The sequence below is a fragment of the Spirulina subsalsa CS-330 genome (assembly GCF_028330765.1).
In the GTDB taxonomy this organism is placed as follows: domain Bacteria; phylum Cyanobacteriota; class Cyanobacteriia; order Cyanobacteriales; family Spirulinaceae; genus Spirulina; species Spirulina subsalsa_A.
Map to the genome: position 1 here is coordinate 23,552 of NZ_JAQMTY010000074.1, position 12,685 is coordinate 36,236.

A 12,685-nucleotide genomic window follows, 5' to 3' on the forward strand; every position below is an offset into this window, starting at 1 on the left:
TAGCTATCCTAAATTAATCGAAGATCTTATCTCCTCATCAACAAGGGGCTTAAGCCCCTTGCCTGTTCATGAATCAAATAGGATTGCTATAGCATACCAAAAAAGTTGATGGTCAATGGGTGGGTTGCGGTGGACAAAAGTATCAGGCGAGTTAAAGGCGAGGGGTGAGGCTTTATCGAGATTGTCGAACTGGCTGTAAGGTTTGCTGGAGAGGAATCACAATGATAAAACAAGTCCCAGACCCTAAATCGGATTCACAGTGTAAGGTTCCGCCGTGTTTTTCGGTAATAATTTGATAGCTAATTGAAAGCCCCAGCCCGGTTCCTTTGCCTATTTCCTTGGTGGTAAAAAATGGATTAAAGAGACGGCTGATGTGCTTGGGATCGATGCCAGTGCCATTGTCTTGAATCCTGATTTCAACTTGATTTACGGCGGGGTGGAGGCGTGTTTGGATGGTGATTGTTGGGGCTTGGTTGTCGTCGGATTGATCGAGAAGGGCATCGATCGCATTACTCAGGATATTCATAAACACCTGATTGAGTTGACCGGCATAGCATTCGACTTTGGGTAAATCGCCATAGTCACGAATCACTTCAATCCCCGCCGAGTGGGGTTTTGATTTGAGCCGATTGTGCAAGATCATCAGGGTGCTTTCGATGCCGTCGTGAATATCAACGGCTTTCATTTCGGATTCGTCCATGCGGGAGAAGGTGCGCAGGGAGGCGACGATTTCTTTGATTCGTTCTGCCCCGACGCGCATGGATTGGAGCATTTTCGGGAGATCATCAAGGAGGAAGGGGAGATCGATGTCGTCGATATGATCGGCGATGATCAGTTGGGGGTCGGGGTAATGCTGTTGGTAGAGGTTGATCAGTTGGAGGAGGTCGTTGATGTAGTCGCGGGCGTGGTCAATGTTGCCGTAGATGAAGTTGACGGGGTTGTTGATTTCGTGGGCGACTCCGGCCACGAGTTGCCCCAAGCTGGACATTTTTTCGGTTTGGATCAGTTGGGATTGGGTGCGGTTGAGTTCTTCGAGGGTTTGGCGCAGTTCTTCGTTGCTGGCGCGGCTTTGGGCGTAGAGGAGGGCTTGGTTGGTGGCGATCGCTAATTGATTAATCGCAGATTTAACAAGGTCAATTTCCGTATCGTGCCAATGGCGAATGTCTTGGCTATGGCTACAGACGAGCACGCCAATGATTCCCGATTGCACTTCGAGGGGAACCACAAGCACGGATCGATAGTTGAGGGATTCCACAAGCTGCCGATAAATGGGATCGGGAATCGCGCTGACATCATCTTCACAAATGATCTCAAGGCGGAGCAGAATTTCAGCCATGGGGCCGACCTGATCGGCAGGATAGATGCCTGTAAAGTCGGGCATTTCTGCTTCGCGGGATTCGGCGATCACGTCCCAATAGGGTGTTTCAACGTTGGTGATGTACCAGGCAAAATGAACGCGATCAATGGCGAGGATGTTGCGGATGGCTTCGATCGCCTGTTGGATAATGGCTGCGGCGGGCTGTTCGAGGGAGCTGCGGATTTGGGCCGAGAGGCGATTGAGAAATTGCTCGCGCTGAACTTGGGATTGGAGGCGTTGGGCAAAGTCAAGGAGGGAGGCTTCGATCCGTTTGCGATCGCTAATATCTCGCACAATAAACAAGGTCTGATCCGCCTCAATGGGGACGACCCGCACCTCCTCAAATTGAGTCTCACCGCCGATATTTACCGTCTGTTCGTAGACCTGGAGGGTTTGTGTCGCGATCGCACGTTTTGCATAGTAGAGATTGCGTTGCGCCAAGTCCGCAGGCACGACATCAATAATGTTTCGCCCCGTCCGCTCACAGTCATCCAAGAGAATATCCCGAAACGAATCGGGGGGGATATAGTCCAGAAAAACGCCATCGTCACTGAGACGGAACATCAGATCCGGGATGGCTTTGAGGATGGCTTGGTTTGTGGCCTCACTGGCTTGGAGAGCGGCTTCGGCTTCTTTGCGATCGTGAATATCCGTGGCAATCACCACTAACCCGACAATCTGGTCTTGGTTACTGCGAATCGGATTGGCCCGCAGGGCCACCTGTAGCGGGCGACCGGTGAGCGATCGCTGTTCGATCTCGCAACTCCAACCCCGTCCCGCCGTGGCTGCGGTGATGATCTCATCCATCAACCCCGCATCGGCAAACAACCCCATCAAGCCCCCCTGTTGCCGCAATTGCTCAAGATCATCGCAATCATACAGGGCTTGAAACGCATCATTCACATAGATCACCCGGCCGATCAAATCCGTCAGGCTAATGGCATCACTGGCACTATCCACCGCTTGCTTGTAGCGTTGTAACTCAGCCTCAGCGAGCTTGCGCTCGGTCACATCGGTGCAAGTGCCCACATAGCCCGTGATTTGATCATCCTGTTCCGCATCAACAATCGTCTGCACTTGGGTATAGACCCAGCGCACAGACTGATCGGGCCGCAAAAACCGATATTCCGATTGAAAACATTGGTTTTCTACTTGGGCCCGGCTCCACTCGTTTGCGACGCGATCGCGATCCTGAGGGTGAATCACCGCCATCCAATGTTGTCCTTGGATGGCGGCAAAATTCAGCCCCATCAAAATACAAATCTGCTGATTCACATAGGTACAGCGCCCGGCCGCATCACTATGGAAAATGCCCACCGGGGCCGTTTCCGCCAACACTTGATAGCGTTGCTCACTTTGGCGCAGGGCTTCTTCCGACTGTTTGCGATCGGTAATGTCATAGATCGACACCAAAAGATAGGGATCAGTTTGGTTCGACAACTTCAACGGATGCTTACTCGTGCGCACCCAACGCACATTCCCCGCCGCATCGGTGAGGGATTCTTCCGGGATAATTTTATCGTGACGGGTTTGGAGCACCCATTGATCATCGGCTCGAATTTTGGCCACTTCCGCCGGGTTGGCGATTAAGTCGGCATCACATTGACCAATCAGTTGATCCGGCGTGGTTCCCCAGGCTTTGGCCATAGCCTGATTGACCACCACGAACCGGCCGTGATTGTCTTTCACCACCAGCCATTGAGGGGTTGTGTCAATGATGTTTTGGAGTAATTCCTGTTGGGCGTTGATGGCGGTTTGGGTTTTTTTGCGATCGCTCACATCCCGCGCCAGCCCATAAATACACCCCTGAGACTCTATCCTCGCCGCCGTCCACGCCAACCAACAATAGGAACCATCCTGACGACGGTAGCGATTTTCAAAGGACACACAGATCTCCCCCTGATTGACCTTTTGCATAATTTCTAGAGTCGATGGCACATCATCGGGATGAATCCAATCGATCACCGGTGCTAAATGAAGCTGCTCCACCGACCAGCCGAGGGTGATTTCCCAGGCCTGATTGAGATGGAGAAAACGCCCGTCTGCATCCACCAGACAAATTAAGTTGGGGGAAAGATTGAAAATTTCAGCCCAAGCGACATCATTGATATCCTCTGGGATATCCTCTGGGGTTTGGGGGTGGGAAAGCGGCGACGGGGTCAAGTCGGGTTGTTGTTGACTGTGGATGATTACGCCGCTGATCGTGTCTGCGGTGCGCCATGGGGTGATTGTCCATTGCATTGCTACGGTTTCGCCCGTGGGGAGGGGGTGGCGATCGCATCCCTGTTGAGGCGTGCCGGTCAAGGCCTGCTGTAGGGCAGCGGGCCAACTCTTCGGTACAGGGTTGCTCCGGTCGTAGGGCTGGCCCACCGAGGCTGCATCGAGGCCATAGTCTACCTGCCAACGGTCACTCATCCAGTGATAGCGCAGGGTTTGATCTAACACTGCGATCGCACAGGGAGACTGCGCCAAAATATCGGCTAAACCGAGAATCGGAGGAAGATCGGCAGACATGAAAATTCTTTTTAAAGAGTTAAAAACGCTGACAAAATCACGATCACAGAGACCCTGAGTCACTCTCTATCTACTTTCTCAGTGTAGGAGATTCAGGGAATCTAGGGCTATCCCCCCGATTCCCCCCAGAGGCCAGCAATGCGCTATCATAGGAGACTGGAAATCACGCCCCTTGGAGAGGTGGCAGAGTGGTTGAATGCGACGGTCTCGAAAACCGTTAGGCCGGCAACGGTCTCGGGGGTTCGAATCCCCCCCTCTCCGTTCCCTAATTCCCCTCAATCGGTGGGAAACGCTCTTGCGATCGCCTCCCATCCCACGCCATACCATCAAACGTTAATTTTCTACCGAATATCCCCGATCCGCTTCAGTTTCGTGGTTATCCCCAACGTTAGTCCGCAGCCAACCATTGCCACGATCTGCGTTACGATCTGCAAAATTCTGAGCACACCCGTCATTGCAGCGTCATGATTAACCCCCTCACGCCCCCCCCGATCCTACAGCGTCACCCCCTCGATCGGGTCAGTCGTCGTCTCCGGCTGGCTGGGTTATCCCTGGTGACCTCTCCGATTTTAGGGGCCTACTTTCTCGGCCATGGGGGTGGCTTCTCCCCCTTCTTTTGTCCGGTGTTGAAGGTGACGGGGGTTCCCTGTCCAGGCTGTGGAATGACACGCTCCTTTGTGGCCCTAGCGCGGGGAGATTTTGACGGCGCGATCGCGTTTCATCTCTTTGGCCCGCTGGTCTTTACCGCCTGCTTCGGCATCGCAATCCACCTCAGCCTTGAACTCTACACCGGCCAAAAAATCCGCTATCCTGCCTTGGCGAACTGGCTCCAGCGGCGACAGGTGACATTGCTGGTGTTAATAGCGTTGCTGACCTATCACGGCCTGCGATTGTGGGGGTTAGCCCAGTCCGGCGAATTGGCCGCCAGCATCGCCGCCGCGCCACTGCACCGATTGTTTTCAGGATTATAAGGATTGAACGATGTCTAACCAGCGCAGCGCCTTTCTCTGGCTTACCCTCTTGGCGATGGGCTGTTTCGGACTAACTAAATGCTCTATTGTAGGGTGGGTTAGGCGGCTAAAACATAGACTATCATTGCAATCCAGCAATTCGCCGTAACCCACCGATTAACCTGTGTCGTAACAGGACAAGGAGGATTTGCCGTGATGTATGCTATGCAGCGATCGCGCCGCTGAGGGGTCAAAACGAACGCCGCCGTGCTACCCCAACGCCGTAATGAATTGTTGAACGAGGGCGAGGGCTTGGGGCGGGATGTCGTGGCCCATCGCGGGCAATTCTCGATAGGTTAGCGACACTTGAGCGGCGGTGAGTTCCTGTTGTACCTGCCGCGCCGCCACCAACGGCACGACTGGATCAACCTGACCATGCACCACCAAAACCGGCGGCACAGGGTCAGCCGTCACCGTTAGCGGGCCGTGGGGATAGCCGCTGATGCTGCAAATGCCTGCCAGGGGAAACCCTAGCCCCACATCTAACGCCATCGCCCCCCCTTGGGAAAACCCCAACAGCACCGTTTTCCCAAGGGGAATGCCCGTTTGGGCCTCTAATGTTGGGAGCCAATCCCGAAGCTGTTGACGGGCTTCCTCTAGGCCGGTGAGTTGACGCAGGTCAAAGGCGGGAATATTGCTGTATTCCAGGGCATACCAGGCCCGCCCGCCGGGGACTTGGGGATGGTCAAAGGGGGCATTGGGAAAGATGAATTGATAGGTAGGCAAGTCTAGATAAGGGGCCAACCCGGCTAAATCATGGCGGTTTGCGCCCCAACCGTGGAGAGCGACGAGGAGATGGTCAGGGGGTTGACCGGTACGGGGAGGGATGGCGATCGCATCAAAGACCATGGCGTAAGAGCGTCTGTATTATTAACAAGGCGGTATGGTATAAAGAATAGCCTGAAACCCTCTTGCTGGTATGGTTCACATCAAGCGCGTTGAGCTTTCCCACTTCAAATCCTTTGGGGGCACGATCGCCATCCCCTTTTTAGATGGGTTTACGGTGGTGTCGGGGCCCAATGGATCGGGAAAATCCAATATTTTAGATGCGCTCTTGTTTTGTTTGGGCTTGGCCAGTTCTAAAGGGATGCGGGCCGAACGGCTGCCGGATTTGGTCAACCATAAACAGCAAACCACCAAAGGCACGTCCGAGGTCAGTGTGTCGGTGACCTTCGACCTCAGCGATTGGCACGATGCGGACTGGTTTGGGGAAGCGGCCTCGGCGGCGGAAAAAGCAGAAGATGCGGCGGCGCTGGGCGAATTAACGGCGGAATGGACAGTAACGCGGCGGCTGCGGGTGACGAAAAGCGGCGGCTATACTTCGACCTATTTTATTAATGGTGAACTGGCGACGGCAACGGATTTACATGAACAGTTGCGGCGGTTGCGGATTTATTCTGAGGGTTACAACGTCGTGTTGCAGGGGGATGTGACTCGGATTATTACGATGAATGGCCGGGAACGGCGCGAGATTATTGATGAGTTGGCGGGGGTGGCGGAATTTGACCGCAAGATTGGGCAAGTGCGATCGACGTTGGATGAAGTGCGCGAACAGGAGGATCGGTTTCGGCTGATTGAACAGGAGTTGCGGCGCAGTTTGGATCGTTTGGCAGCCGATCGCATCAAGGCCGAGAAATACCAAGCCCTGCGGGAGCGCATTCACCTCTGGCAACAGTGGGAAATTGTCTTGCAGTGGAAGGCGTTACAGCAGCAAATTGAGCAGGCAGAACGGCAATACCAAGCCGGGGAAGCGACGTTAACGCAATTGGCGGAGCAGTTGACTCGCTTGGCCGCAGAGTTAGACGCGGTTCAAGGGGAGTGCGATCGCCTCAATGCCGTGGTGAAGGATCTGGGTGAAGATCAACAAATCGCGGTGAATTCCGAACTCACGAAGCAACGGCTGCAACTGGAACAATTGCAGCAGCAAGAACAGGCAACGGCAAGCGCGATCGCCACCCATCAGCAAACCCAAGAACGCCTCCGCCTCGAAATCGCCAAACTCCAGCAACGCCTCGCCGACCTCAACCAAACCCAACAGCACCTCGACACCGTTACCCTCGTTCAACACCGCCAAACGGTGATCCAAGCCCAAAATCAACTCAATCAATTGCGCGAACAGGCTCAAACCGTTGCCGCTGCGTCGGAAGCCTGGGTACAGGAGCAAACCGCATTAACAAAACAGATCAGCAGTCTCCAACAGACCCTCAATCCCCAACGGACGGAACAGGCACAACTCCAAGAACGCCTTGCCCGCTTGCACCAAACCCACCAAGAGCAGACGGCCCAGATTGAGCAATTCACCACCGAATTGGCCAACCAAGCCCCGGCAACGGCGGAGGACTTAGGGCAACTGGAAAGGCGGATTCAAGACGTGGCGGCAACCTACGCCCAAACGGATGCGGAATTAAAACTGACCCAAGACACACAACAGCGGCTTGTGACGGAGCAGCGCGATCGCCAACGCCAACTCGATCGCCTCGAAGCCCGCACCCACGCCCAACAGGAAGCCCAGGGAACCCATGCCACCCAGGTGATTTTGAATGCGAAATTGCCGGGGGTCTGTGGGTTGGTGGCGCAGTTGGGGCAAGTGGAGAAACCCTATCAGGTGGCGTTGGAGACGGCAGCGGGGGGGCGGTTGGGGCAAATTGTCGTTGAAGATGACCGGGTGGCGGCGCAGGGGATTGAACTGCTGAAACGGGAGCGGGCGGGGCGGGCGACGTTTTTACCGTTGAATAAGATTCGCGCACCGGGGATGCAGGCGGTGGGCAGCTTGCGGCAGGTGCGGGGGTTTGTGGATTATGCGGTGAAGTTGGTGGACTGTGAGCCGCGCTATCGGCCGATTTTTGCCTATGTATTCGGTTCAACGGCGGTGTTTGAAGATTTGGCGACGGCGCGATCGCTCCTCGGCAAAAGTCGGATCGTCACTCTTGATGGGGAATTGCTCGAAACCAGCGGCGCTCTGTCCGGGGGGAGTCGTTCCGGGCGTTCGACGCTGCATTTTGGCACGGCGGCGGCGGGGGAGTCAGCAGAGTTGCAGCAGTTGCGCGATCGCCTCGCGGAAATTGACACCGTGCTCGCCACCTGTGAGCAGACCTTGGCCCAAAAGCGCGATCGCCTTGCCCAGTTGGGTCAAACCCTCAGCGATTGCCGCCAAACCTTCGCCACCGAAAGCCTCCGCGCCCAACAGGATCAAAAAGAGCGCGATCGCCTCCAAACCAGCCTTGATCACCTCCGCACCCAGATCACCCAAACCACCGCCGCCCAAGCTGAAGTCCAAACCCGCCTTGATCACCTCGCCCAAAGCATCCCCCCCACGGAAGCCGAACTCCACACCCTCGAAACTCAACTGGCCGCCCTCGAAACTGGCCAAGCCTCCAGCGAGTGGCAGGCGATCCAGCAGGTGATTCAAACCCAAGAACAGCACCTCACAGAACAGCAGACCGTGTTACGGGATGCCGAAGCCGAACGCACCCAAATTGAAACCCAGATTCTCCGCCTCCAAGAACGGCTCGAAACCGCTGAAACCCAACGAATCACCGCACAACAGCAGCACCAAAACGATCGCCACACCCTCGCCACCCTCCAAGACCGCCACCACGACCTCGCCCAAACCCTCCAGACCACCGAAGCCACCCTCGCCCAACTCACCGCCCGTCTCGGCACGGCCAAAGAGGAGCGCGATCGCGCCGCTGCCCACCTCAATCGCCTCCAACAACAGCACCAAAGCCACGTTTGGGAACGGGACAAACTCCACAGCAGCCAACAGGAACGGAAAAATGCGATCGCGCAACTCTATCACCAAGTCACCGACCACGAAGACCGCCTCCCCAATCCCCTGCCCGTCGTCCCCGACCTAATCAGCGTCGAGGTAGACGAGGCCAAACCGAAGCGCGATCGCCCCCTCAGCTTCGCCACCTACACCGAGCAACTCACCCACCTCCAAGGACAAATCCAAACCGCCCAACGCCGCCTCGAAGCCATGGAACCCGTCAACATGCTCGCCCTCGACGAACATGAACGCACCCAAACCCGCCTCACAGAACTCTCCGAAAAACTCACCACCCTCGCCGCCGAACGCACCGAACTCCTGTTGCGGATCGAAACCTTCACCACCCTCCGCCTCCGCGCCTTCCGGGAATCCTTCGACGCAGTCAATACCAACTTCCAAACCATCTTCGCCACCCTCTCCGAAGGCGACGGCCATCTAAAACTCGAAAATGACAGCGATCCCTTTGCCGGGGGACTCACCCTCGTCGCCCACCCCAAAGGCAAACCCGTTCAACGCCTCAGTTCCATGTCCGGGGGCGAAAAGTCCCTCACCGCCCTGAGTTTCATCTTTGCCCTACAACGCTATCGCCCCTCACCGTTCTATGCTTTCGATGAAGTGGATATGTTCCTAGACGGGGCAAATGTGGAGCGATTGGCTAAAATGATCAAAAAGCAGGCCGAAGAGGCTCAATTTATTGTCGTCAGTTTGCGCCGTCCGATGATTGAAGCCTCCCAACGCACCATTGGTGTGACCCAAGCCAGAGGCGCATACACTCAAGTTCTCGGCATTAAGTTGTGAAGATACTGGTACTATTTTGGGAATTGGGTACTATTTTGTGAATCACCATCGTGGGTATAAAAGTTAAAGGGTGTTTGTTCTGCGCACCTTTAAATTGAAGACTCAGCCCCCACCGCCCGTTTTCGCAACGTCCAAGGCTCGAACAATAAAACACAATGACCACAGATACTATTCGGATTCGCTCAGAAATTATCAATACCAAAGTCATCACCAACGATTCAGCCCGTCAGCTTGGCGTTGTGAAAAACCTTTTGGTAGACATCGATCGCCGTGAAGTGGTGGCATTGGGACTCCGGGATAATGTCTTAGCCATGACCGGGATGCCGAAATATATGTACCTCAACAGCATCGAAAAGGCGGGGGATGTCCTCTTGGTTCCCCACGAGGATGTGATTGACGATATTGATGCCGAAGCCTACAGCAATTTGGTCAATTGTGAGGTGATTACGGAAGTGGGCGAACTCCTGGGGCGCGTCCGGGATTTTCAGTTCAATATTGTCGATGGACAGTTGGTGTCGTTGATTATCGCCTCCATTGGTTTACCGCTGATTCCGGAGCAGGTGGTCAGTACCTATGAATTGCCCGTGGAGGAAATTGTCAGCACTGGGCCGAATCGGATCATTGTGTTTGAAGGGTCTGAAGAACGGCTGCGGCAGTTGAGTGTGGGCTGGCTCGAACGGGTGGGGATTGGCCGCGCTCCCTGGGAACGGGACGAGGAAGACCCCTACTACACCCCGACGGCTCGCCCGGAAAATCAACTGGGAACTGGGATTCCCGTGGATGCGCGGCCGGTGGCGAAGCCGTTGGAGCGACCCTACGAACCGGTGTGGGATGAGGATGAATATGAGGAGTCCCAACCGCGATCGCTCCCCAAACGCCAAGCCAGAGCGATCCGCTACGAAGACGACTACGCCGAAGAATCCAACTGGGACGAACCCCGCCGCCCACCCCAACGGGCCGCCATCGACCCGGAACCCACCTACAACAGCATCGATGAAGATGTGTGGGACGATGACCCGGAACCCTATACCCCGCCGCCGGTGAATATTCCTGAAAAACGCCGCGAACCCGAATACGAGGATTATTAATTTGCCCTCACCCCAAACCCCTCTCCCGCTGGGCGAGGGGCTTTTTTTTCGCACCTTAACCGCCGCTAACGGGGGGAATTAACACCACCTCATCCCCGTCGCGCAGCCGCGTTTCGGGGGGGACAAATTGATAATTCACCCCGAAGCGAGTCAGCGATCGCCACGGCTCAAGCTCAGGATGCTCCTGAATCACCTGCTCCAGAATAGTTAGAACAGGCGTATCACTGGGAACCGTGCGGCGAATTTCTGACTGTTGATAGGCTTCCTGATAAGCGGCAAACAGTTTAATCTTGACCTCAATCATAAAAATGGGAAAATGGAAAAATTATCGATTAATCATCAGCGGCCTGGCTCCGGAATGAAGCGCGACACAAATTCTATCCTATTGCCCGTTGTCCCGTCCTTGCGATCGCCGCTCAAAACACTGGATTCGGTCTTCATCCTGTATAATGCGGGTACTTAGCCGCGAATTCCCCAAAATTCGTCGTGACAGTATTTCGTTAAACAACGCATGGGCAAAACGCTGTCCATTGGGTCGAGCAATCTTCAGAGACCATCCTGAAATTCCCTGTTTTGTCCCGAAATTCCCTGCCTTTCCGCAGAGGAGCGCGTTACAATTCCCATCGTAGTTTTCAGACTAAACACCCAACTTGAGTCAGCCGATCGAAGTTCAAGAAATTGATACCCTCGCGCAAGAACTAGCCACGATTCAGCAAACCAGTTCTAAGCGAATCGCCCTCTTAGGGTCGCGTCATGTCCCGATCACGCATCAGAATCTCATTGAGGTCATGAGCTACGCTCTGGTCTTAAGTGGGAATCGCTTAATGACATCCGGAGCAACAGGCACTAACCTCGCGGCGATTCGAGGGGCGATGCGGGCTGATCCCAATCTTTTAACCGTGATTCTTCCCCAAAGTCTGTCGCGCCAACCGCGAGAGTCCCGCGATGCCCTCGAAAGCGTCGTGCATCTGGTGGAGCATTCCGACAATGATCAACTGTCCCTCGCGGAAGCTAGTTCGCTCTGTAACCGTGAGATTATTTCACGCTGTCAACAATTGATCTGCTTCGCCTTCCACGACAGTCACACCCTGTTGCAAACCTGTGCTGAAGCTGAAGAACAGCGTAAAGTCGTCACATTGTTTTATTTCGATTAATCCCATGGCGCTCCCTGTTGCTCCGCTGCTGTTATATTCCATCGTGGGGGCTGTGGTGCTGGTGTATGTTCCCTTTGGAGTCGTTGCCTACGGTCGCTTTAAAGTCGGGGTAGACTTGAGTGCACCCCGCAGCATGTTCGATCGCTTACCGGCCTATGCCCAGCGAGCGACTTGGGCCCATCAGAATTCCTTTGAAGCCTTGATGGTGTATGTCCCGGCGGCCTTTATGGCCTACGTTACCGGTGTGGATGGGGTGTGGGCGGGGTATGGGGCGATCGCCTTTCCCATTGCCCGATTTTTCTATATTCTGTTTTATATTTTGGATGTGCCGTTGGCGCGATCGCTCATGTTTGGCATCGGCTCAGCCTGTAGCATCACGCTCTTCATCCTGAGCTTAGTCACGTTGCGTTCTTTTGGTTGATTTTAGGGTAATTTATGGCTTCTACCTTTTCCTTTGATGTCGTCAGTGATTTTGACCGTCAAGAGATGGTAAACACAGTGGATCAAGTTCTGCGAGAATTGAAAAATCGCTACGACTTAAAAAACACCAACAGCACCGTTGAACTCGGCGACACCAGCATCACCATTACCACCAATAGCGAAATGACCTTGGACACGATCCAAGACATCTTGCGCCAAAAAGCCGCCAAGCGCAATCTCTCCCAAAAAATCTTTGACTACGGCACGGCTGAAGCCGCGAAAGGCAGCCGCATTCGTCAAGAAATCACCCTCAAAAAAGGCATTGAAAAAGAACTGGCCAAGACCATCACCAAAATGATCCGGGATTCCTTTAAAAAGGTGCAAGCCTCAATTCAAGGGGATTCGGTGCGGATTTCCGCCAAATCTAAAGATGATCTCCAAGCTGTGATGCAGTTCCTCAAGGAAGAAGACTTCCCCGTGGCACTCCAATTCAATAACTACCGCTAATCTGATTCACCTTTCGTTGTTTGCTGCGACTGCTTATCCATAACCCAAGTTGTGAGATCTAGCAGAAA

General features: G+C 54.4%; 9 protein-coding genes and 1 tRNA gene. 7 read left to right on the forward strand and 3 right to left on the reverse strand.

The genetic code is table 11. The annotated features are described in order from the left end of the window. Window positions 1–172: 172 nt before the first annotated feature. Window positions 173–3,871, reverse strand: a complete 3,699-nt coding sequence (locus PN477_RS04915; protein ID WP_272119437.1) for a PAS domain S-box protein — start codon at window positions 3,869–3,871, stop codon at window positions 173–175. Between the two features lie 174 nt (window positions 3,872–4,045). Between PN477_RS04915 and PN477_RS04920 the strand changes: the two genes are divergently transcribed. Further along, a tRNA-Ser gene (locus tag PN477_RS04920) sits at window positions 4,046–4,132 on the forward strand. 203 nt (window positions 4,133–4,335) lie between these two features. Next, the gene (locus PN477_RS04925; RefSeq protein ID WP_272119439.1) at window positions 4,336–4,842 is read left to right on the forward strand and encodes a DUF2752 domain-containing protein; all 507 of its coding nucleotides are present in this window, start codon (window positions 4,336–4,338) and stop codon (window positions 4,840–4,842) included. A gap of 249 nt (window positions 4,843–5,091) precedes the next feature. Here the strand turns inward: PN477_RS04925 and PN477_RS04930 are convergent, their stop codons facing one another. Next, the gene (locus PN477_RS04930; protein WP_272119441.1) at window positions 5,092–5,730 is read right to left on the reverse strand and encodes an alpha/beta hydrolase; all 639 of its coding nucleotides are present in this window, start codon (window positions 5,728–5,730) and stop codon (window positions 5,092–5,094) included. A gap of 70 nt (window positions 5,731–5,800) precedes the next feature. Between PN477_RS04930 and smc the strand changes: the two genes are divergently transcribed. Next, window positions 5,801–9,448 carry a chromosome segregation protein SMC gene (smc, locus tag PN477_RS04935; protein WP_272119443.1) on the forward strand — a complete coding sequence of 1,216 codons (3,648 nt, stop codon included), beginning with the start codon at window positions 5,801–5,803 and terminating at the stop codon, window positions 9,446–9,448. Between the two features lie 155 nt (window positions 9,449–9,603). Beyond that, window positions 9,604–10,536 (forward strand): PRC-barrel domain-containing protein, encoded by a 933-nt coding sequence (locus PN477_RS04940; RefSeq protein ID WP_272119445.1) that lies wholly within the window; start codon window positions 9,604–9,606, stop codon window positions 10,534–10,536. 55 nt (window positions 10,537–10,591) lie between these two features. Here PN477_RS04940 and PN477_RS04945 read toward each other — a convergent pair whose 3' ends face one another. Beyond that, on the reverse strand, window positions 10,592–10,840 hold the full coding sequence (locus PN477_RS04945) for a MoaD/ThiS family protein (protein ID WP_272119447.1): 249 nt from the start codon (window positions 10,838–10,840) through the stop codon (window positions 10,592–10,594). Window positions 10,841–11,186: 346 nt separating this feature from the next. On the opposite strand from PN477_RS04945, the gene PN477_RS04950 reads away from it, so the two are divergent. From PN477_RS04950 to PN477_RS04960, 3 genes are read left to right on the forward strand one after another with little or no spacing between them, the layout of a single operon-like run. Then, entirely contained in the window at window positions 11,187–11,690 is a 504-nt protein-coding gene (locus PN477_RS04950) for a DNA recombination-mediator protein A (RefSeq protein ID WP_272119449.1), read from the forward strand. 4 nt (window positions 11,691–11,694) lie between these two features. After that, window positions 11,695–12,111, forward strand: a complete 417-nt coding sequence (locus PN477_RS04955; RefSeq protein ID WP_272119451.1) for an MAPEG family protein — start codon at window positions 11,695–11,697, stop codon at window positions 12,109–12,111. 14 nt (window positions 12,112–12,125) lie between these two features. Continuing rightward, a complete protein-coding gene (locus PN477_RS04960; RefSeq protein ID WP_072620175.1) occupies window positions 12,126–12,617 on the forward strand; it encodes a YajQ family cyclic di-GMP-binding protein in 492 nt (163 codons plus the stop codon). The last annotated feature ends 68 nt before the right edge of the window (window positions 12,618–12,685 follow it).

Bases quoted from the DNA above. Each gene is read 5' to 3' on its own strand.
- PN477_RS04915 (WP_272119437.1), bottom strand. From the start codon at position 3,871: ATGTCTGCCGATCTTCCTCCGATTCTCGGTTTAGCCGATATTTTGGCG.
- PN477_RS04945 (WP_272119447.1), bottom strand. From the start codon at position 10,840: ATGATTGAGGTCAAGATTAAACTGTTTGCCGCTTATCAGGAAGCCTAT.
- PN477_RS04940 (WP_272119445.1), top strand. From the start codon at position 9,604: ATGACCACAGATACTATTCGGATTCGCTCAGAAATTATCAATACCAAA.
- PN477_RS04925 (WP_272119439.1), top strand. From the start codon at position 4,336: ATGATTAACCCCCTCACGCCCCCCCCGATCCTACAGCGTCACCCCCTC.
- smc (WP_272119443.1), top strand. From the start codon at position 5,801: ATGGTTCACATCAAGCGCGTTGAGCTTTCCCACTTCAAATCCTTTGGG.
- PN477_RS04930 (WP_272119441.1), bottom strand. From the start codon at position 5,730: ATGGTCTTTGATGCGATCGCCATCCCTCCCCGTACCGGTCAACCCCCT.
- PN477_RS04955 (WP_272119451.1), top strand. From the start codon at position 11,695: ATGGCGCTCCCTGTTGCTCCGCTGCTGTTATATTCCATCGTGGGGGCT.
- PN477_RS04960 (WP_072620175.1), top strand. From the start codon at position 12,126: ATGGCTTCTACCTTTTCCTTTGATGTCGTCAGTGATTTTGACCGTCAA.